Source organism: Polynucleobacter sp. MWH-HuK1 (genome assembly GCF_018881815.1).
In the GTDB taxonomy this organism is placed as follows: Bacteria; Pseudomonadota; Gammaproteobacteria; order Burkholderiales; family Burkholderiaceae; genus Polynucleobacter.
Window position 1 is genome coordinate 1,858,442 of sequence record NZ_JACVPP010000001.1, and the last position, 21,360, is coordinate 1,879,801.

A 21,360-nucleotide genomic window follows, 5' to 3' on the forward strand; every position below is an offset into this window, starting at 1 on the left:
CTAGTGATGGCAAAAATATTGGTAGCAGGCGGATCTCTTGGCGGCTTATTTGCTGCCAATATTCTGCTGCGCCAAGGTCACGATGTGACCCTCCTAGAGAAGACAGTTGGATCCTTAGATGGCAGAGGCGCTGGTATTGTGACTCACGATGCCTTAGCTGAAGCACTGCGCGCTGCTGGAGTAGCTGTTGATGAAACTCTAGGCGTATCTGTTAATAAACGAGTTACATTGGGCGCCGATGGTCAAAGCCTCGGAGAAATGGAATTACCTCAAGTGCTTACATCCTGGAGCCGCCTGTATCACATGCTCAAAGAAGGCTTCCCTAGTGAACGCTACCTCCAAGGAAAAACAGTAAAGACAGTTACACAAGATGAAAGTACTGTGCATGTGCTTTGTGAGGATGGCAGCAAATATGATGGTGAACTACTAATTGCTTCTGATGGTATCCGCTCTGCAGTAAGAGCTCAAGTTGCTCCACAGATTCAGCCTGAGTACGCCGGATACATTGCTTGGCGTGGCGTCTGTGATGAGGCTTGTTTGTCAAAGTACACACTCGAGACGCTATTTAATCAATTTGGCTTTTGCTTACCCAATGGTGAGCAAATGCTAGGCTATCCCGTAGCCGGCTCTGGCAACGATACTCGCCCAGGAAAGCGTCGATATAACTTTGTTTGGTATCGCCCCGCCTCGGAGCATGAAGAGTTAGTGAGCCTTCTGACAGACGATGATGGAAATCATTACCCCACTGGTATTCCGCCGCTGAAGGTTTCTTGGAGGCATATTGCTCATATGCGTAAAGTAGCGCAAGAAATCTTAGCACCACAGTACGCTGAAATTCTAGAGAAAACCGCAGCCCCATTCTTGCAAGCAATTTATGACGTGCGCTCTGAACAAATTGTTTTTGACAGAATCGCATTAATGGGTGATGCAGCATTCGTTGGCAGGCCACATGTTGGTATGGGTGTAACCAAAGCCGGCGATGAAGCTATGGTAATTGCAAAGCATATTGCGGCCCTTGGAGCCACCCCAGCTGCCCTCAAAGCCTACAGCGATGAACGTCTTAAGCTTGGCCAACAGGTGGTAGCCAGAGCCCAGTATTTGGGGCGCTATATGCAAGCCCAGGGTAGCAAGGGTAATAGGGATAACGAGAAGCTCAAAAGAAATGCGGATACTGTCATGGCAGAAACTGCTATCGATATCAGCGAACTATTAGCTCAAGGGAAAGCAGTGCCTGAGTACGCACATTAATTGGCGCATTCAGTTAAGATTTGATAACAAAAAGTATTCTTATTTAACAAAGTTTTATATGGAGGAGACAACCATGAAACAAAAAGTAACGAATCAAACTAGACGCAAGATGTTGATTGGTGGAGCTGCTGCTGCAAGCACCCCACTTTGGTTAAATGTTGCAAACGCACAAGCCGACACTATTAAGATTGGCTTTCCAACCCCTTTGACTGGTCCATTCTCTGCTGAGGCACAAGACCAAGTTAGGGCTGCTGAATTGGCCATTAAAGAATTCAACGATGCTGGCGGTTTTAATGGTCGGAAAGCAGAACTCTTGGTTCGAGATGACAAACTTAACCCAGGTGAAGCTGCAACCCGAACCCTGGAGTTGATTGAAAAAGATAAAGTGAATTACGTTGTTGGCTCACTCTCTGCAGCAACACAACTTTCAATCAATGCAGTTTGCAAAGAGCGTAAGGTGCTTTTTAACTCTATTAGCCAATCCGATGCAATTAACGAAGCTAAAGACTGGAGCGTATACACATTCCACGAAGCGCTAAACCCAACTATGACTGCAGGTGCCGTAGCGCGTTACTCTATTCCTCGCTTCGGCAAGAAAATTGTTTTCCTGACAGCAGACTACGCTTACGGCCATGAAATGGTTCGTGCTTTTGAGCGCGCTGGAAAAGAAATGGGCGCAACTACTTTGGCTGATATTCGCCACCCATTGGGTACCTCTGACTACTCTGCTTTCTTGCCACGTATCAAAGCATTAAATCCAGATATCTTGGTTCTCTGTAACTTTGGTCGCGACTTAGTTAATTCAGCTAAGCAATGTACTGACTTTGGCCTCAAAAATAACATCAAGATCGTGACACCGGTACTTCTCTACACTGCACGTCTTGCTGGTGGTCCAGATGCCTTTGAAGGCATTATCGGCGGCACTTCATATTACTGGGGTCTGGAAGATCGCATCCCAACCGCCAAGGCATTTAATGATGCGTTCCGCAAGATGTATAACGGCTCCGTGCCATCCGATTACGGTGCACTAGGCTATGCCGGTGTAAAAACTGTTCTTGCCGCAGTTAAGAACGCAAAATCCACTGACACAATGAAGGTGGTTACTGCACTGGAAAACTTGAAGTACGACTTTTACAAGGGTCCGGAGTACTATCGCAAATGTGATCATCAAGCAGTTCAAACAGTCATCATCGTAGAGTCAAAATCTAAAAATATGAAAGACAAGTATGACGTCTTCAATATTTTGACGATTGAGCCTACTACTGAGAAAAACATGCGCTCTTGCGCAGAGCTAGGCCACAAAGCCTAATCCCAAAATTTCAGGGTGGACTAATCGTTCACCCTGACCCACTCCCCAATACCACCCGGTGAAGGGGAGTTTTTTCTGAGTAAATTTATGACCGGTCTTACTTTTGAACTTCTTGCCATGCAGTTGCTAACAGGCATTGCCTTAGGCAGCATTTATGCACTTCTTGCGCTTGGCTTATGCCTTATTTTTGGCATGCTTAACGTAGTTAATTTCGCTCATGGCGCCTTCTTTATGGTGGGCGCATTTTTGGGCGTCTACTTTTTGGGCATCACCGGAAGCTTTTGGTTTAGTCTAGTGATAACCCCTTTGGTTACTGGCGCTATTGGCTTGATCACTGAGCGTTTCTTAGTAAGGCCGCTATACGGTCGCGGACTTGACTATCCTCTGCTGCTTACCTTTGGCCTTTCTTATGTGCTGATCGAAATTATGCGAGTTACCTTCGGTATTGAGGGTCTACCTTCAGTCACCCCTGAAGGACTTACTGGATCAATGAATGTTGGAATTGGCTACTTCCCCAAATACCGTCTCTTCTTAATTGCTGCTACCGCACTCATTATTTTAGGAGTGTGGTTTCTCATCCAAAAAACTCGCTATGGTCTCATTATCAAAGCTGGTGCAGCGGATCAAGAGATCGTCAAAGTATTGGGCGTTGATATTGCCAAGGTATGGTTATTAGTCTTTGGACTGGGCTGCGCAATCGCAGGCCTGTCAGGTATCTTGGCCTCGCCAACACGTTCTGTAAATCCTGAGATGGGCATCCCGATTTTGGCAGAGTCGTTTGTGGTGACTGTTGTCGGCGGCATGGGCTCACCAGTAGGCGCAGTGGTTGCCGGACTATTAGTAGGTGTGGTCTATAGCATGACATCCCTTTTCTTCCCTGACTTAGCGGAGCTATCTATTTTTATATTGATGGCTGTAGTGCTATTAATTCGCCCGCAAGGTTTATTTGGTAAAGCAGGAGCGATGGGCTAAGGCTCGGTATATTTATGAATTCATTCTTCCAACTTATTGCACGTCATCGCGTACTAGCTAGTACGTTATTTTTGGCGATCTTCCCTTTCATCATGCCGTATGAGGCCCTAGCGATCAATATCCTGATTTTTGGATTGTTTGCTATGGGCTTTAACTTGCTATTTGGTTACATGGGGCTTCTCTCATTTGGTCATGCCGCCTTCTTAGGAATTGGTAGCTACCTGACTGGGATTGGCATTGTTCACTATGGCATGCCCTGGGGAGCTGCCATCTTAGTTGGTATTATTGGCGCAGCCTTGGGTGGACTCATCATGGGCTATCTGGCCATTCGTACTCGGGGCATTTACTTCTCCATGGTGACCTTGGCGCTGGGTCAAATCATTTATTACATATTTTATAAGGCAGAGAGCCTTACCGGTGGCGAGAATGGTTTGCGTGGCGTGCGAGTCGATCAATTCAATATTTTTGGAATCCCAGTGGATTTCTTAAACCCTCTGACAAAGTACTACATCATTCTTTTCTTTGTAGTAATTGCTATCTGGTTGATCTCTCGCATTCTGAGCTCACCTTTGGGAGCAGTGATGGAAGCAATTCGCGAGAATGAGAAACGTGCTGCAGCCTGTGGATTTGACGTTGCTCGTACCAAATTATTGGTGTTCGTCTTATCGGCAGCAATTTGTGGTTTAGCAGGCTCATTGCGCGCCCTCCACTTATCCATTGTTCCAATTGATTCTTTGCATTACCTTCAATCTGGTCAAGCGGTGATGATGAGTATTTTAGGTGGTATGGGCACATTCTTTGGTCCATTTATTGGTGCGGCAGTCATGCTTTACCTTGAAGATGTCGTTACCACCTTCACCAAACATTGGATGGCCGTCATTGGCGTGATTTTCATGTTCTTTGTGCTGTTCTTCCCCAAAGGTATCTGGGGAACCATTCTGAGCAAGCTACAAATTAATCAGGATTCGAAATAATGAATAGCGCAACTACAACCCCCATTCTTGAAGCGCGTGACGTTAGCAAGAGTTTTGGCAAGTTCAAGGCCCTGCAAAATGTATCGACCAGCTTTATGCCTGGAACGCTGACTGCAATCATCGGACCCAATGGCGCTGGCAAAAGTACGTTCTTTAACGTTCTGAGCGGTGCATTCCCCCCTTCAAGCGGTCAAATCTTATTTAACGGCAAAGACATTACCGGCATGCAGCAACATGAGTTTGCTCGTATTGGGATTTCTAAGAGTTTTCAGATTACAAATGTCTTTAAGCAATTAAGCGTCCATGAAAATGTCCGCGTAGCAGCTCAAATGGAGACATCACGCTATAACTTTCTTAGTAATGCGCAGAGTTATCCAAAGCCTATTGAAATCGCTGATGAATTGCTTCACCGCGTTAATCTTGATCATTTACGTAATAAAAAGACGGGCGACCTCGCTCATGGTCAACAACGCGCACTCGAGATTGCGATGGCACTAGCTTGCAATCCAAGCCTACTCTTGCTGGATGAGCCTACAGCAGGAATGTCTCCAGAAGAGACCTTAGTGATGATGGAATTGATACGCACACTTGCTAGTGAGCGCACGGTCATACTGGTTGAGCACAAAATGAAACTTATTATGGGTTTATGCAAACGCATCATTGTTTTGCACCATGGTGAATTTTTGGCAGAAGGCACGCCCGAAGAAATTCAAAATAATGCCGAGGTACGTCGCGTGTATCTAGGCCAAGGTTAAATAGAGAGCAAATTATGTTGCGTGTAGAGAATTTAAATGCCTGGTACGACCGCAGTCACGTCTTGCAAGGTGTATCACTCCAAGTGAACAAAGGTGAAATCGTGACCCTAATGGGTCGCAATGGTGCAGGTAAAACAACTACCCTGCGCTCATTAATGGGCTTACTTTCCAAGCGTCAAGGTAAAGCCGAAATTGATGGCACTTCATTTTTAGATTTACCGCCACATGAACGCTTTCACCTCGGCTTAGCGTATGTACCCGAGGATCGCCGTATTGTTCCCGGCCTTACTGTAAAAGAAAATTTAGAGCTTGGTGTGATCGCCAAAAAGAATTCTGGCGACATGGCCGCCCTCGTTGATGAAATCGCCGAAACCTTCCCTAGACTTAAAGAGCGCCTACATCAGGATGGCACTTCTATGTCTGGTGGTGAGCAGCAGATGCTAGCGATTGCTAGAGCTATGATTGGCAAGCCTAAAGTGATTTTGCTCGATGAGCCTTCAGAAGGCATCATGCCGGTATTGGTCGATGAAATGTTTGAATTATTTGCCAAACTAAAGCAAGAGGGTCTAACAATTCTTTTAGTGGAGCAAAACGTCCAGCAAGCTCTAAAAATTTCTGATCGTGCTTATATTCTGGATCAAGGCGAAATTGTGTTCCACGATACTGCTCAGAACCTTTTAAACAACGATGAGATTCAGCAGAAGTATTGTGCGGTTTAAATGAGGTGCAACCAGCGGCCCAGCTGATGCCAAAAACTATCTGGGACCATGGTAAGCAGCCAGGTGAACATAATGAAGCGTAATAGCTTACCTATAAACATATAAATTAAGCATGGCCGCCAGGGAAGCTTTAACCATCCCGCCGCCAAACATAATGGGTCCCCAAGACCAGGCAGCCAAGAGAGCAACAAAAGCTTGGGGCCCCAACTCTCTAGCCAACGCTTGAGGCGACTATTGCTAGGCTCATCCATGGCTTTAAAGCTATTGCGGGCCACCAATCCAAGCCACCAATCCACCATTCCGCCCAATGTATTGCCAACTGTAGCAACCATGATTGCAAGCCAAAATAAGTGGGGATTGAGCGTGACATAGCCAAACAAAATTGGCTCAGAACCTGCAGGAATTAATGTTGCTGAGATAAAGGAACTGATAAATACCGCTGGCAATCCAACGGAGGGCATTCCAAACCAGGCAAAGAAATGCTCGAACATGTGCTCCATTAAGGCCTGCCTCCCATAACATAGGCCCGCAAGCAAATGAACTCAATCCACTGACTTAGGCTATTGGCAATTATGGCGCCTTCATTTGCTCTCATATGGGCTATTTTGCCTTGTTTTGAGTGAGCCCCATGTTTTCTAAATCTTGCTTAAACTAACGACTGTATGAGCAGTTAAACCATAAAACCTATAAATGAGACCTCAATGAGTTACCCCATTCCAAAGCCAGACCAATATCAAGAAATGCGCGAAGCATTGCGCGACCTCTGCGGCTCTTTTGATTCTGCATACTGGCAAAAAATTGATCACGAAAGAGACTATCCAGAAGCGTTTGTGGATGCGATGTCCAAAGCTGGATGGTTAGCCGCCCTCATTCCCGAAGAATACGGTGGATCAGGTCTAGGTCTTGCCGAAGCCTCCGTTATCATGGAAGAGATTAATTTTTCTGGCGGTAATTCAGGCTCATGCCATGGGCAGATGTACAACATGGGCACCTTATTGCGTCACGGATCAGAAACCCAGAAAAAAATGTATCTCCCTAAAATTGCATCAGGTGAGTTGCGCTTACAAAGCATGGCCGTGACCGAGCCAACCACAGGAACTGATACAACTAAGCTAAAAACCACTGCAGTTAAAAAAGGTGACAAGTATGTTGTGAATGGCCAAAAAGTTTGGATCTCCCGTATTCAACACTCTGATTTGATGATCCTACTTGCTCGCACCACCCCTATCAGCGAAGTGCAGCGAAAATCAGAAGGCATGTCGATCTTTATCGTAAATCTTGCCGATGCTATTGGCAAAGGTATGGAGGTTAGACCAATTGCTAATATGGTCAATCACGAAACTAATGAAGTATTTTTTGACAATCTAGAAATACCCGCTGAAAACCTCATTGGCACCGAAGGTCAGGGCTTCAAATATATTCTAGACGGCCTGAATGCAGAGCGAGTCTTAATTGCTGCTGAATGCATAGGTGATGCTTACTGGTTTATTGATCGCGCACGTCGTTATGCCAATGACCGAGTCGTATTTGATCGACCTATTGGCAAAAATCAAGGGATTCAATTTCCGATCGCAGATAGCTATATCGAAACTGAAGCGGCTAATCTTATGCGCTTCAAGGCTTGTGAACTATTTGACAATCACCAACCATGTGGGCCAGAAGCCAATATGGCTAAGTACCTTGCGGCCAAAGCATCTTGGGAGGCCGCTAATGTGTGCTTACAAACTCATGGTGGCTTTGGCTTTGCCAATGAATATGACGTTGAACGTAAGTTTAGAGAAACTCGCCTCTATCAAGTGGCGCCAATTTCAACCAATCTGATTTACTCCTATATTGCCGAGCATGTTCTTGGACTGCCAAGATCTTTCTAAAAGATTATCAATATGAACATTTGTCCGCTTGATGGCATTACTGTTGTTTCCCTTGAGCATGCTATTGCAGCACCTTTTTGCACTCGTCAATTGGCTGATTTAGGAGCACGAGTTATTAAAGTTGAAAGGCCTGGTAGTGGTGACTTTGCTAGGGGGTATGACACCCAGGTAGATGGACTCAGTTCTCATTTTGTTTGGGTGAATCGCTCTAAAGAAAGTTTGACTTTAGATCTAAAGCAGCCATCAGCCCTCGCCACGCTCAAGATACTACTAAAGACAGCTGATGTCTTGGTGCAAAACTTAGCTCCGGGAGCTGCAGCCCGCATGGGGCTTACTGCAGAGGTTTTGCAAAAAGAAAACCCCCAACTCATTCTGTGCGACATCTCGGGCTACGGCAGTGATGGTCCTTATCGCGATAAAAAAGCGTACGATCTACTGATTCAGAGTGAAGCTGGATTCTTATCGGTTACGGGCACCCCAGAAACTCCAAGCAAAGCCGGCAATTCCATCGCTGATATCGCAGCAGGAATGTATGCATACACCAATATCTTAGCCGCCCTTCTGCAAAGAGGGAAAACTGGCAAAGGTTCTGTTATTGACATCTCTATGCTCGAATCCCTGAGCGAATGGATGAGTTTCCCAATGTATTACGCCTACAACGGGGCGAACCCGCCACCAAGAAATGGTGCATCACACGCAACTATCTACCCATATGGCCCCTTCAAAGCAGGCGATGGAAAGACTGTCATGCTGGGCCTTCAAAACGAACGCGAATGGGTACAGTTTTGCGAGATAGTTTTAGAAAATCCCGGACTAGCTCAAGACGAACGTTTTGATCGCAACTTCAAGCGTAACGAAAAACGTGCCGAACTCTTAGGGATCATTGATGCCTGTTTTTGCAAACTCAGTTCAGAGCAATTAATCGCTCGATTAGAAAAAGCACAAATTGCCAATGCACATCTCAATGACATGGCGGGCCTTTGGAAGCATGAACAACTGAAAGCACGCAATCGCTGGACGAAAGTTGATACGCCGAATGGCTCCATAGCCGCCCTTTTACCTCCAGGCCTGAATGACAGCTACAACTACCGGATGGATGCCATACCTGCAGTAGGACAGCATACTGACGCCATTCTCAAAGAGCTCGGGATTTCAGAGTCTGAGATAGCGTCTATGCGGGCAAATGGAGCAATTTAAAGCAGTGGTGAAGTAAGGTGTGCAGCATTCTCCAGATAACGACGCCATGTAGATCTTTTTGCCCAGGCTTTTGGATCAACATAATCTGATTGCGCTAAATAAGACCCTATTAACCTCTCTAATTTGGCGCAAAAATCAACGTTGTAAACAATTAGACTGATTTCAAAATTCAAGCGTAGGCTGCGCTGATCAAAATTAACAGAGCCAAAGATGGCAATACGCTTATCAATTAATAAGCTCTTAGTATGCAGTAAGCCACCATGGAACTCCGCAATAATTACTCCGGAGTTCATCAAATCTTCATAGAAGCTCTTACTACTCCAAGCTACTAGCGTCGAATCATTGAGCTTGGGAACGATCAGAGTGACCTTGACGCCTCTCGCTGCGGCAGCCATCAGCGCCTGGATTAAACCATCATCCGGCCCAAAATAAGGGGTAGTAATGGTCAACTCTTCGCGGGCATCCATGATGGCTGAGAGCAAGACCTGATAAAGAATATCGTCACGGTAAACCGGGCCTGAGGAGAACTCCTGAGCCAAGGCGCCTCCTTCACGAGGTGATGCTGGTGGCTCGCGATCTCTAAAATTAGTAATGCTAGGATCATCAACACTCCAGTCAAATGCAAAGGTCAACTCAAACTGAGCAGCCACTGGGCCTTCGATACGAACCATAGCATCAACCCACTCACCAACGCCTGAGTCTTGTTTAAAGGTTCGAGGATCAACTAAATTCATGCTGCCCGTCCACACCACAGCACCATCTATAACGAATATCTTGCGATGAAGGCGCAAATCAGCCCTACGGAACTGAAAACGACCAATCTGAATCGGTAATGCTTCTGTTACCTTGATACCCGCTGCACGAAAACGCACTGGCCATGGAGACTTAAACCAATCCTTACTGCCCAATGAATCAAGCAAAACCTTACATTTGACCCCTCTCTTAGAGGCTGAAATCAAAGCTTCGCAAACTCGATCAGCATCACCACCTAAAGCCCAGATATAGAACTCCAAGTGCAGACTCTTTTTAGCCTGATTAATCTCGTCAATAAAATTTTGGAGGATTTTCAACGAATCTGTATGCAACTCTATCTTGTTACCAGCCACTACCGGTGCGCCATTTTTAGACTCTGCCAAAAGACTGAGGGCTCTTCCCTCAACTGGCAATTTCTGTCTATCGGCCGCAAACTCCTCGCGCATCATTTCAGTAATCTTCTCGTACTCCCGATTCATGCGAACAATCTTACGAGTAAGTTTACGACCAACCGGCCTCTCACCGATCAGAATGTATAGGGCAACACCAATGATGGGAAGCAAAATCACAATTAAAAACCATGCGAAGGCAACGCCGACCGGTCTTCTTGCTGAGATTAAATGAATGCCAAATAAAAGCACGATAACGGCATGTGCGATTGGGACCCATATTAGAGAGAACCCAAAAAGAGAGCCAAAAATAAATGCCAAGATATTCATACAAGTTCCAGTTCAGCTGTAATGCCAAGGTGATCAGATAACTTTAACCATTCATGCAAGATTTGAGCAGAATGAATTTTTAATCCACGTACATAAATTCGATCCATCGCCAACAAGGGTTTTACACTGGGGAAAGTTTTAGCCGGCGAGCCAGTGAGCACTTCAAATACCTCATCAAAGCCCGCAGCCTTCATAGGGGCGCTCACTCTATTGCGCCAATCATTAAAGTCGCCAGCTACGATTGTGGGACCATTTTTCGTTAAGTCTTGAATATGTCGAATGATGGTTTCCAGCTGCCGCTCCCTGCCGCGCTCGAAGAGCGCCAGATGCACACAAAAGCAATGAATAGGCCTATCTATTCCATTTAACTTGGTAATACTGTGCAGCAACCCACGGCCTTCAAAGCGATATGCTGAGATATCGTAGTTATTTCCTTTTTGCTGAGGGTGTCTGGAAAGAATCGCATTACCATGATGCCCATCGCGATACTCCACATTTTTTCCATAATGCCAGTGCTGCCAAAAATCCTCAGAAAGAAAATGAGTTAGCTCTGTCAACGGCCATTGACCAAAACGCCGCACCCTCCCTCGATGCTCTTGTTGCAACTCTTGTAAAAAAAGTAGGTCTGGGTAGTGGCTGCGCATTTTTTGACGCAACTGATAAATCGTAGAATGTCGATGCAAGGGCGATAAACCCTTATGAACATTCATACTCAAGACCGTGAAGCGAGAAGAGTTGACCTGGCTCATTAAAACTGCCCTGCCGCACGTTGTCGTCGAACGCGCGCTAAATAGATTTCACCCTCAACCAATTCCTGACACTGCATGCATTTATTACAAATAGACGCCTGCTCGCGTAACTCATCAATAGAGTCTATCGGGTGGGTATCTAGATACTCACGCAAATCAACATCGAAAACCTCATTACAGAGGCAAACCACTTCAGCCATAAGTCGAAAATAGGGAAATCAGTCGCATTAGAGTCATTTTGCCACTCCCTTGATAGAATCTAGCGCATGTTGAAAGCTTTTCAGGACGCCCTTAATTTGCTTGCCCATCTAGATGGGGCAGTTTTGGGTATCGTCCTAGTATCACTGCAGGTAAGCCTGAGCGCCCTTTTGATTGGCACGCTTTTAGGCCTTCCGATTGGCGCCCTTCTGGCAACTGAGCAATTTACCGGCAAAAAGACGATCATTGTGACCCTCAATACCTTGATGGGCGTGCCTACAGTGATAGTTGGGGTTTTGGTATACCTCATGCTCTCACGCACAGGCCCTCTAGGTACTTGGGGTTGGCTATTCACTGTCAATGGCATGATTGTGGCCCAAGTATTGCTCACTACCCCGCTAATCGCCGCCCTTAGCAGACAAATCCTTGAGGATTCCTGGAAAATACACCGCGATTCCTTTCTAAGTCTTAGACTGCCACCCCTGTCTCGTTTTAAATGGTTGATATGGGATTGTCGCTTTTCGCTCACTATCGCCATCCTTGCGGGTTTGGCCAGAGCTATTTCCGAGGTTGGAGCCGTCATGATTGTGGGCGGCAATATCGATCGCTCGACCAGAACCATGACTACAGCAATTGCGCTTGAAACGAGTAAAGGGGATCTTCCTTTAGCGCTTGCTCTAGGCATCGTTTTGCTTGGCATTGTTTTACTAGCTAACTTATTTACGTTTGCAGTACGTCAAGTCGCGGAGCACCGCTATGGATAAAGCCAATGAAAATTTTGAGAGGTTCATCGAACTCAAAGACATCATCGTCAAGAGCAACGGCAGAACAATTCTCAATATTCCACATGCCATCATTCCAGCAGACAGAATTACCGCTTGTATTGGGCCGAACGGCGCTGGCAAAACTACTTTTCTCAAGGTACTTGACGGCCTTATCAAACCAGATGGCGGTAACGTAACCTACTCCTTCAAAACGAAGACCTCATTAGTTCTGCATCACACTCCAATGATTAAAGCTTCTGCAGCCGCTAACATTGGGGTAGTTCAAGATATCGATTCGAACATCACAAAAATGGATATCCAAAAGGTCATGGAGGAAGTTGGCCTCAGCAACTTAGCCAATAGTCCGGCACATAAATTATCAGCCGGCGAAAGGCAAAAACTTTGCCTTGCACGAGCCATTCTTCTTAGACCGAATTTAGTTTTATTGGATGAGCCTACTGCCAACTTAGACCCCAACACTACTGAGCAAGTTGAAGACCTCATTCGTCAATTTGCTCAACAAGGGGCTGATGTTATTTTTTCATCTCACCAACTAGCTCAAGTACAAAGACTTTCTGAGTACATCATCTTCATTGATCAGGGGGAGATAAAGGAAAAGGGACCCGTAGGCCCCTTTTTTGAAAATCCTCGGACTAAAGCAGCCCAGTGCTACTTACATCAAGAGTTGCTCTCCGACTAGTTACTTAGCTGCTGGCGCCGCAGGTGCAGCAGCCGCTACCGGGGGAGTAAATGGTGGAGGCGCAGTACAAGCTCCAGGAGCAGGTGTACCAGGCACTCTAAATTGATCCGCCACCTTGTTTTGTGCCAGACATAATTTGTAGGCACCCACTCTGTCTCCATAAGCAGCCTTGGCTTTAGTTAAAGCTGCTGCTTCTGCTTGCTCAGGGGTTAAAGGAGGTAATGCAGCAAATGCCGCTGTTCCAGCAAACGCACAGAATGTGAAAGCAATGATTTTTTTCATGGCTTAACCCTTTTTATTAAGATCGTCGTACCAGAGCTCATGGTGCTCTTTAGCCCAAGTCGCATCTACATAACCAGTTTTCATGCCATCGATTGAACCTTGCATACCGATAGTGCCGATATAAATATGCCCCATCGCCAGCGCACTCATCAAGATTGCAGCGCTGCTGTGAATGATATTTGCAATCTGCATGGTGCCACGGGTGTATTCAATAGTCATGAATGGCACGATCATATCGAGCACAAAACCTGAAGCTGAAATCAGGAGACCCAAGAAGGTCATACCAAACCAGAACCAGAATTTCTCACCGAAGTTAAAGAAACCAGCCGGTATATGTTTGCCATTCAAAATGCCGCCGAAGTTCATGATCCAATTCATATCCCCTTTGCCCGGGATATTCTTGCTAACAAAGAGCAAGAAGAAAATCACGATACAGATCGTAAACAATGGGCCAGTGAAGTTATGAATGTTCTTGCAAACATCGAGGAATGAACCATAAGCTTGGCCACCCATCAATGGCATTGCAAAATACTTACCGTAAAGAATCAACAATCCAGTGAATGCCAAAGCCAAGAAACTAAAAGCCATCAACCAATGAACCAGGCGGTCAAAAGCACTGAAACGTTTGATTTTGACGCCTGACATTGGTTCATGCAGTTTGATTGAGCCCTTGATTGTGTACATTGCAACCACACCAAAAAAGGCAAGCGCTAGCAACCAACCGCCATAGACAGTAATGACACCGTTGCGAATCACACGCCACTGCTGACCAGAGCGCTGAATCAATACGCTAGATTCTTTGTCTGGAATGCTGACATAGTTGTATGGATCGCTATTAGCAGAGGTAAAAATAGAAGGGTTCGCAGGTTGAGCTTGCGCTTGCGTGCCATTAGCCAATGCATTTGGATTGGCAGGTACAGACAAAGGCGGGATGTCCACTCCACTTGGAGAAGGCAATGGCGCCATTGGTGCACGCTCCGCGAAACTGATCCCGCTTGCCAAAGTTAGCGACAAACCTGCGGTCACTACTAAAGCGCGTAGAACTTTTGAAAATGATCGTTTCATACACATGTCCTTAAACGTTTTCGTTTTATTTATTGTTATTTAGTTGATCACTTAACGCGACTGTATTCGTTTTGACCTTGAGTACGCTTGTCAACAGACTCAGTCCAACTAGCCTGATTACCGGGCGTCCAATTCTTAGTCATAAAGCCATTATTAGCACCCATATAAGGGGCAACGTCCGGACGTTTAGCGGCTTTAGCGGCAATTTCTGGAGGCTCGGAGCAAGCAGCCAATAACGTTGCTGCTGCAAAACATAAACCGAGAGTTTTGAAATTAACTTTCATTATTTAGCTCCTGGAATTTTTGCAGCAGGTGTTGGTGTTGGCGCTGGTGTGTCTGGGCCACCGTATGCAGTAGTCCAACCAAATGCCTTGGAGCCTGGGTACTTGCCATTCTTTTCGCGAGTGGCAACACGATTATTAAAGATGCTAGAAATAATATCGCTGTCACCACCAATCAAAGCTTTGGTAGAACACATCTCAGCACATAGCGGCAACTTTCCTTCAGCTAAGCGATTACGCCCATACTTTTCGAACTCAGCAACGCTGCCGTTTTCTTCCGGACCACCGCTACAGAACGTGCACTTATCCATCTTGCTTCGTGTGCCGAATGCACCCTTGCTTAAGAATTGTGGAGCACCAAATGGGCATGCAAAAGAGCAGTAGCCGCAACCGATACAGATATCTTTATCGTGCAATACAACACCCTCATCAGTGCGGTAGAAGCAATCTACTGGACATACTGCCATGCAAGGAGCATCACTGCAATGCATACATGCAACTGATACTGATTTTTCTTGACCGATGATACCGTCATTCACCGTTACAACGCGGCGGCGATTAACACCCCAAGGTACTTCGTTGTCGTTTTTACAGGCCGTGACACAACCATTACATTCAATGCATCGCTCTGTGTCGCAAATAAATTTCATTCTTGCCATTGTGTTCTCCTGACTTTATTTTTTACTTAGGCAAATTTTTCGATTTGGCACATAGTGGTTTTGGTCTCTTGCATCATTGTTACCTGGTCATAACCATAGGTAGTTGCAGTATTGACCGCCTCACCAAGAACCACTGGAGCTGCGCCTTCTGGGTAATACTTACGCAAATCATTACCTTGCCACCAGCCAGCAAAGTGGAACGGCACCCAAGCTGTACCTTGGTCAACACGCTCGGTAACCAATGCGCGAACTTTGATTCTTGCGCCTGTAGGTGATTTCACCCAAACGTAATCCCAGTTTTTAATGCCGCGATCAGCTGCTGCTTTAGGATTAATTTCAACAAAATTTTCTTGTTGAAGTTCAGCCAACCATGGATTTGAACGAGTCTCATCACCACCACCCTCATACTCAACTAAACGACCAGAGGTCAGAATGATTGGGAACTTCTCATATAACTTTTGATTCAAATTTTGATCTTGAACAGTCTTATAGAGAGTTGGCAAGCGCCAGAAATTCTTCTTATCGGCAGAAGTTGGATACTTACGCATCATCTTCTCATTAGTACTGTAGAGCGCTTCACGGTGAATTGGAATAGCATCTGGGAAGTTCCAAACAACTGCGCGTGCTTTTGCATTACCAAATGGATGGCAACCATTTTTCATCACAACGCGCTGGATTCCGCCAGACAAGTCAGTCTTCCAGTTCTTGCCTTCAGCAAGTTTCTTCTCATCTTCAGTTAACTGATCCCACCAACCAAGCTTCTTCACAAACACGTGATCAAACTCTGGGTAGCCAGTAGTAATTGCAGAACCCTTAGAACAAGAACCGTCACCAGCCAACAAGCTCACGCCATCGCGCTCAACACCGAAGTTTGCGCGGAAGTTACCACCACCCTCCATGACGCTCTTACTGGTGTCATAGAGATTTGGAGAGCCTGGATGCTTGATTGCAGCAGTGCCATAGCAAGGCCAAGGCAAACCGTAGTAATCGCCAGCAGTGTTATATCCAGTGACTGGATCTATACCACCACGAGACTTCAAGGTCTTCGGATCAAATACACCAACCATTCTCATATGCGCTTTGAGACGCTCAGGAGTTTGACCTGTGTAACCAATAGTCCAAACGGAGCGATTAATTTCACGCAAGATGTCTTCGATTTGCGGCTCTTTCCATTGCTTACCAGCAAATTTAGAGTTGAGCATCTTGTAGTTCTTGGACAACTCTTCCCCGAAGCCAAGGCGGTCAGCAAACGCTTGCATGATCACATGGTCAGGTACGGATTCAAACAATGGGTCGATCACTTTCTCGCGCCACTGTAAGGAACGATTTGATGCTGTCGCGGTTCCGCATGTTTCAAACTGGGTTGCTGCTGGCAACAAGTAAACATTGCGGTTCTTGTTTACTACATCGCCCTCTGCCGCAGGCATTGCTGCCATCGCTGCAGTAGCACTTGGGTATGGATCAACCACTACCAAGAGGTCCAACTTATTCATCGCCCGCTTCATATCCAAGCCGCGAGTCTGTGAGTTTGGAGCATGACCCCAGAAGAACACACCTTTGACGCTAGTCTGTTGATCAATCATGTCGTTCTGTTCAAGAACAGCGTCGACCCAACGAGAGACGGTAGTGCCGGACTTCTCCATCATGTCAGGTGCATAGCGACCCTTAATCCACTCGTAGTCAACACCCCAAACTGTTGCGTAATGTTTCCATGAACCAGCAGCCAAGCCATAATACCCAGGCAATGAGTCTGGGTTAGGGCCGACGTCAGTTGCGCCTTGTACGTTATCGTGACCGCGGAAAATATTTGTACCGCCACCAGACTTACCAACGTTGCCTAATGCCAATTGCAAGATGCATGATGCGCGAACCATGGAATTGCCAATGGTGTGTTGTGTTTGACCCATACACCAAACAATCGTACTCGGACGATTCTTAGCCATAGTTTCCGCAGCTTTATACATTTGCGCTTCTGGCACGCCGCAAGCCTCTTCAACCGCAGCAGGAGTCCACTTCTCCATAACCTCTTTACGAATCTCATCCATACCGTAAACGCGGTCATTGATGTATTTCTTATCTTCCCAACCGTTTTTGAAGATGTGATAGAGAAGACCAAACAAAAATGGAATATCTGTACCGGAACGAATGCGGATGTACTGATCTGACTTCGCCGCTGTACGTGTGTAGCGCGGATCAACCACAATCACTTTGCAGCCATTCTCTTTAGCATGCAACAAGCTCAACATAGAAACTGGGTGAGCCTCAGCAGCATTTGAACCAATGTACAAAGCAGCCTTGGAGTTCATCATGTCGTTGTAGCTATTGGTCATCGCACCATAGCCCCAAGTGTTTGCAACACCCGCTACCGTTGTGGAGTGACAAATACGAGCCTGATGGTCTGTATTGTTTGTGCCAAAGAAAGAGACCCACTTACGGAGTAAGTAGGCCTGTTCGTTGTTGTGCTTTGATGAACCAATAAAGAACATTGCATCCGGAGAATATTTCTCACGAATACTCTTCATCTGTGCAGTAATTTCTGTAAGCGCTTGATCCCAAGAAATACGTTGATACTTTCCGTCAACCAATTTCATTGGATAACGTAGGCGATAGTCACCATGACCATGCTCTCGTAATGCTGCGCCTTTTGCGCAATGGGCGCCTAAGTTAATTGGCGAATCAAATACTGGATCCTGACGAACCCAAACACCATTCTCAACTGTCGCATCGACTGCGCAACCTACTGAACAGTGAGTACAAATGGAGCGCTTAACCTCAATCTTGCCTTTGCCGTCCAGCATTGCTTTGCTTTGCTCTGCTGATGCTTTTTGCACAAAGCTCAATTGACTTGCAGCGATACCAGCACCAACTCCTACGCCTGAGCGCTTTAAGAATGTGCGGCGATCCATCGTCGGCACAGCGGCTTTTAGGCCCCGTGACAAACTGCCAATGAGTCGTGATGTCGAACGACTGCTTTGTGGGGTATTGGATTTACGAGTCAGACTCATATGGTGTCCCTGAGAAAGTTTTTGTATTTATTAATTAACTACTAAAGCAATAACTAGTGAAACTAATTAAATCAAAGTGGTTTCGTAGTACTTGCGCATGTGTGCAGTCATTGTTTGACCTGCATCCTTCACCGTTTTGGTGCTACTGATTTCTTGGATGACCGCTTTACCGACCGGAGTTTGACTCGCTACTGCAACAGCGCCGACTGCAGCGCCTGCGCCAATAAAAAAATTACGGCGGGATGGCTTAGCTTCATCACTTAAAGCAACTTTAGATTTAGTGCTCATGACATGCTCCTATCTGATTATTCTTGATTTCAAACAAGTGTAATCCGTAATTGCATTTTTGACATATTTACTTCAAGAGTAAAAACTAGGGGATTCCCTCTGCTGCTATGCAGCATTAAATCATGTCAAAGCCTTGACCTTCGATCGCGAGGAATTCTCTGGTGAGGGCGGCAACTGGGTGGTACAAATGCATCTCTGGAATACCTTCTATTGCATCGCACAATTCGTCATACCAGGGGCGGATATGCTCATTAAAAAAAACCCTTTGATTTGTAAGGTTTGAGATTTCAACATCATCCCCAGCGATCAGATATCGCATGACTTCGCAAAGCGCAGAAATATGGTCCTCAGTTTCAGTGACCTCTTCCGCCGCCTCAAGCCCAAATCCCTCTAGGGCTTTACGAATATTAACCAAAGGCTTCTCATTGAGATGGCCCGCCATATAAAAAGAACCATTCAGAACAACATTAGGCTTACCAACGCTAATGAAATTCAAATCAAACTCATTGTGCCAAGCCTTCGCAGAATTATTTTTAGCAACCTCAACCACATCCATCCACACTTTGGCTAAAGGCGCATCGTTAGCAGCATCTTGCTGATCTGCTGTAGCGGCGATTTGATCTAATAACTCTTGATCGGGTGGCATCTGAAAAAAGCGAGCAATCAAGCCATATAAATCTGCTCTAGCCAAATCCTCAGGTAAACCAACATCCCCCACTTCAGCCGTTACATTTTCTTTTGCCACTTCTTTAGCAGTTTCACTCATGTTCTTTTTTCACCATATCTACTACTCGACAATCGCCGCACATCTTTAATCGATCCATAGCTGCTCCAGCAAAAGCGCCGTGCGCACCCAACTTAGTAAGCATCAAATCAACCATCTTGAGTGTTCCAAATACTTTGCCACAGCTAATGCAGTGGAAAGGTTCGGTTTCATTTAGCTTCACCCTTTGCTTACGTTGTTCTACAGTCTGCAAGCGAGGGGCAAGTATTAATGCTTGCTCTGGACAGGTTTGTGTACAGATTCCACATTGAACGCACTGCTTCTCAATAAAGGAGAGTATGGGCTCATCAGGATTATCTAAAAGCGCGCCTTCAGGACAGCTGCTCACACAAGACATACACAATGTGCAAGCCTCCTTATTAATTGTAAGACCGCCCAACAATGAAGATGATGGAAGTACTGCGCCTCCATCAGGCAAAGGTGTTTTAGCTTGCTTTTGTAAGTGCTCCAAAACAGCTTCTAATGTTTCACGCTTTTGATTGGATAAACCAATGCTTGCGGGAGTGCAAATTGCACTTAAGGAGCCACGTTGACGTAATACTCCCATTGCCTTCGATATCGTTGATAAATCATCAATCGAGTTAGCCAATATCAAATGAATACGTTCATCGAAGCCATATGCCTTGAGAATGCTATTCGCTAAATCTGCCTGCACCTCGAGAGCGGCACGGTATGCAGGATCTTCATCTCCACTTAGCAACAAGATAACTTCAGCAAATCCATAGCTCAAAGCGCCTAGCCACAAATCTAAACCAGTCGAAGCTATGTGCTCAATACCATAAGGAATAACAAATGCAGGAAGACCTTCGAACTGCTTTGGCATGATGTGCGATGACCTACCCAAGTCGTCAATCATTTGCGTGCCAGCTTTTAAGGTATGCAACAGCAAACTAGGGGCCATTACTTGGTTAATTTTTTTAGCTTCAGCCGTAAATACATTCGCTACTATTTTTAACTCTTTACCTTGGTGAGCAACGCTCGGATAGTTGTAGCTCATGGCGCCAGATGGACAGGAGGTGGCACAAGCGCCACAGCCCATACAAAGATTTGGATTTACTTCCACAGAACCCTGGCCATTTTTAAAGATGGAGCCAATAGCGCCAGTTGAGCAAACATCAATACAAGCGCTGCAACCTACTTTGCCATTGCGACCATGCGCGCAAATCTTTTCGTTATAAGTAAAGTACTTAGGCTTTTCAAACTCGCCCACCATCTCCGACAATTGATTTACGGCCAATGCCTGATCCAAGGGATCAACTCCAGGAGCAAAGTAGCCTTGCGGAGCTTGACTCATGCGCATTTTAGGATCAACGCGTAAGTCCAAAATCAAATCAAATTCAGAATTACGCCCGCGATCTTTGCGATCAAACGAGATGGCGCCAATTCCAGCGCAGGCAGTAACGCAAGCACGATGAGACTTACATTTATTTAAATCAATCTGAAAGGAAAGATCAATAGCGCCTTCAGGGCAAACTTCCACACAAGCACCACAGCGCGTGCACATCTCTGGGTCAATCGGATTTTGTAAATCCCAATCCACTGAAAAGTTGCCGAGATATCCGTCCAACTTAGTAACAACACCAGTGTAGATTGGGTAACTTCTATTGAGTGGCAAATCACCAGGCTCGGTGCATAGAACTGAGACATCCAAGGATGGGCTCAATTTTTCAGCCCAAGGAATGGCTTGAGATCCAGCACCAACAATCAGCAACCTTCCTTGGCTTTCGTAATTCACCACTGGAACCGGATCAGCCTCTGGCATATCAGCTAAAGCTAACAGTGCTGCAATCTTAGGCCCAGATGTTTTCGCTTCTTGCGTCCAACCTGCAACTTCACGGATATTGACAAAACGCAGTGGAGCTATCAGAGGCTTCTCTGCTTGCTCAGCTAACTCAGTAAAAAGTGCAGCCTCTTGAGTGCATGCCACTACTAAGGAATCAGAGCCATCCAAGGCTTTCAAAAAAGAGCCTACCTCTTGTCTACATAAAGAAGAGTGCATCGGCACACCAAGCGCTTTTTCATCCAAAGGCATGGTGCCATTACAGTTACAGACTAATTTTTGACTCAT

The 21,360-nt window shown here is 45.8% G+C and carries 22 protein-coding genes; 10 read left to right on the top strand and 12 right to left on the bottom strand.

Features of this window, described 5'->3' with window-relative positions; translation table 11 throughout:
- Positions 1 to 6: 6 nt before the first annotated feature.
- The 6 genes from ICE93_RS09575 (at position 7) to ICE93_RS09600 (ending at position 5,977) form a co-directional block, all read left to right on the top strand.
- Positions 7 to 1,248, top strand: coding sequence for an FAD binding domain-containing protein (locus tag ICE93_RS09575; RefSeq protein ID WP_216187662.1), 1,242 nt, complete (start codon positions 7 to 9; stop codon positions 1,246 to 1,248).
- 73 nt (positions 1,249 to 1,321) lie between these two features.
- Positions 1,322 to 2,557 (top strand): ABC transporter substrate-binding protein, encoded by a 1,236-nt coding sequence (locus ICE93_RS09580; protein WP_255554586.1) that lies wholly within the window; start codon positions 1,322 to 1,324, stop codon positions 2,555 to 2,557.
- Between the two features lie 87 nt (positions 2,558 to 2,644).
- Positions 2,645 to 3,529, top strand: coding sequence for a branched-chain amino acid ABC transporter permease (locus ICE93_RS09585; protein WP_216187663.1), 885 nt, complete (start codon positions 2,645 to 2,647; stop codon positions 3,527 to 3,529).
- A gap of 14 nt (positions 3,530 to 3,543) precedes the next feature.
- A complete protein-coding gene (locus tag ICE93_RS09590; RefSeq protein ID WP_216187664.1) occupies positions 3,544 to 4,503 on the top strand; it encodes a branched-chain amino acid ABC transporter permease in 960 nt (319 codons plus the stop codon).
- Entirely contained in the window at positions 4,503 to 5,258 is a 756-nt protein-coding gene (locus ICE93_RS09595) for an ABC transporter ATP-binding protein (RefSeq protein ID WP_216187665.1), read from the top strand. The genes ICE93_RS09590 and ICE93_RS09595 overlap by 1 nt, the downstream gene beginning before the upstream one ends.
- Positions 5,259 to 5,272: 14 nt before the next feature.
- Complete coding sequence (locus ICE93_RS09600; RefSeq protein ID WP_216187666.1) at positions 5,273 to 5,977, top strand: ABC transporter ATP-binding protein; 705 nt, start codon at positions 5,273 to 5,275, stop codon at positions 5,975 to 5,977.
- Here the strand turns inward: ICE93_RS09600 and ICE93_RS09605 are convergent.
- Positions 5,974 to 6,477: a YqaA family protein gene (locus ICE93_RS09605; protein WP_216187667.1), complete on the bottom strand. Its 504-nt coding sequence runs from the start codon at positions 6,475 to 6,477 to the stop codon at positions 5,974 to 5,976. The two genes, ICE93_RS09600 and ICE93_RS09605, sit on opposite strands and share 4 nt — an antisense overlap.
- A 201-nt stretch (positions 6,478 to 6,678) precedes the next feature.
- Between ICE93_RS09605 and ICE93_RS09610 the strand changes: the two genes are divergently transcribed.
- Both ICE93_RS09610 and ICE93_RS09615 read left to right on the top strand, forming a co-directional pair.
- Positions 6,679 to 7,848 carry an acyl-CoA dehydrogenase family protein gene (locus ICE93_RS09610; protein ID WP_216187668.1) on the top strand — a complete coding sequence of 390 codons (1,170 nt, stop codon included), beginning with the start codon at positions 6,679 to 6,681 and terminating at the stop codon, positions 7,846 to 7,848.
- Between the two features lie 12 nt (positions 7,849 to 7,860).
- Positions 7,861 to 9,045: a CaiB/BaiF CoA-transferase family protein gene (locus ICE93_RS09615; RefSeq protein WP_216187670.1), complete on the top strand. Its 1,185-nt coding sequence runs from the start codon at positions 7,861 to 7,863 to the stop codon at positions 9,043 to 9,045.
- Here the strand turns inward: ICE93_RS09615 and cls are convergent.
- Genes cls through ICE93_RS09630 form a run of 3 tightly spaced genes read right to left on the bottom strand, consistent with a single transcriptional unit; the run spans position 9,042 to position 11,466 of the window.
- A complete protein-coding gene (cls, locus tag ICE93_RS09620; RefSeq protein WP_216187673.1) occupies positions 9,042 to 10,517 on the bottom strand; it encodes a cardiolipin synthase in 1,476 nt (491 codons plus the stop codon). The genes ICE93_RS09615 and cls overlap by 4 nt on opposite strands.
- Positions 10,514 to 11,266: an endonuclease/exonuclease/phosphatase family protein gene (locus tag ICE93_RS09625; RefSeq protein WP_216187675.1), complete on the bottom strand. Its 753-nt coding sequence runs from the start codon at positions 11,264 to 11,266 to the stop codon at positions 10,514 to 10,516. The genes cls and ICE93_RS09625 overlap by 4 nt, the downstream gene beginning before the upstream one ends.
- Positions 11,266 to 11,466, bottom strand: a complete 201-nt coding sequence (locus ICE93_RS09630) for a hypothetical protein (RefSeq protein WP_216187677.1) — start codon at positions 11,464 to 11,466, stop codon at positions 11,266 to 11,268. Before ICE93_RS09630 ends, ICE93_RS09625 begins: the two co-directional genes overlap by 1 nt.
- Before the next feature lie 66 nt (positions 11,467 to 11,532).
- Between ICE93_RS09630 and ICE93_RS09635 the strand changes: the two genes are divergently transcribed.
- Positions 11,533 to 12,228 carry an ABC transporter permease gene (locus ICE93_RS09635; RefSeq protein WP_216187679.1) on the top strand — a complete coding sequence of 232 codons (696 nt, stop codon included), beginning with the start codon at positions 11,533 to 11,535 and terminating at the stop codon, positions 12,226 to 12,228.
- The gene (locus ICE93_RS09640) at positions 12,221 to 12,928 is read left to right on the top strand and encodes an ATP-binding cassette domain-containing protein (RefSeq protein WP_216187681.1); all 708 of its coding nucleotides are present in this window, start codon (positions 12,221 to 12,223) and stop codon (positions 12,926 to 12,928) included. Before ICE93_RS09635 ends, ICE93_RS09640 begins: the two co-directional genes overlap by 8 nt.
- Here the strand turns inward: ICE93_RS09640 and ICE93_RS09645 are convergent, their stop codons facing one another.
- From ICE93_RS09645 to ICE93_RS09680, 8 genes are all read right to left on the bottom strand, one after another.
- Complete coding sequence (locus ICE93_RS09645) at positions 12,929 to 13,210, bottom strand: hypothetical protein (RefSeq protein ID WP_216187683.1); 282 nt, start codon at positions 13,208 to 13,210, stop codon at positions 12,929 to 12,931.
- A gap of 3 nt (positions 13,211 to 13,213) precedes the next feature.
- Positions 13,214 to 14,275, bottom strand: coding sequence for a formate dehydrogenase subunit gamma (locus tag ICE93_RS09650; protein WP_216187685.1), 1,062 nt, complete (start codon positions 14,273 to 14,275; stop codon positions 13,214 to 13,216).
- 47 nt (positions 14,276 to 14,322) lie between these two features.
- Positions 14,323 to 14,559 carry a hypothetical protein gene (locus ICE93_RS09655; protein WP_215348833.1) on the bottom strand — a complete coding sequence of 79 codons (237 nt, stop codon included), beginning with the start codon at positions 14,557 to 14,559 and terminating at the stop codon, positions 14,323 to 14,325.
- Positions 14,559 to 15,215, bottom strand: a complete 657-nt coding sequence (gene fdh3B / locus ICE93_RS09660; protein ID WP_216187687.1) for a formate dehydrogenase FDH3 subunit beta — start codon at positions 15,213 to 15,215, stop codon at positions 14,559 to 14,561. Before fdh3B ends, ICE93_RS09655 begins: the two co-directional genes overlap by 1 nt.
- A 26-nt stretch (positions 15,216 to 15,241) precedes the next feature.
- Positions 15,242 to 18,220, bottom strand: a complete 2,979-nt coding sequence (locus ICE93_RS09665) for a formate dehydrogenase subunit alpha (RefSeq protein WP_216187689.1) — start codon at positions 18,218 to 18,220, stop codon at positions 15,242 to 15,244.
- Between the two features lie 66 nt (positions 18,221 to 18,286).
- Positions 18,287 to 18,508, bottom strand: a complete 222-nt coding sequence (locus ICE93_RS09670; RefSeq protein ID WP_216187691.1) for a hypothetical protein — start codon at positions 18,506 to 18,508, stop codon at positions 18,287 to 18,289.
- A 115-nt stretch (positions 18,509 to 18,623) separates the two neighbouring features.
- A complete protein-coding gene (locus tag ICE93_RS09675) occupies positions 18,624 to 19,274 on the bottom strand; it encodes a molecular chaperone (protein WP_216187693.1) in 651 nt (216 codons plus the stop codon).
- Positions 19,267 to 21,360 carry a 4Fe-4S binding protein gene (locus ICE93_RS09680; protein WP_216187695.1) on the bottom strand — a complete coding sequence of 698 codons (2,094 nt, stop codon included), beginning with the start codon at positions 21,358 to 21,360 and terminating at the stop codon, positions 19,267 to 19,269. Before ICE93_RS09680 ends, ICE93_RS09675 begins: the two co-directional genes overlap by 8 nt.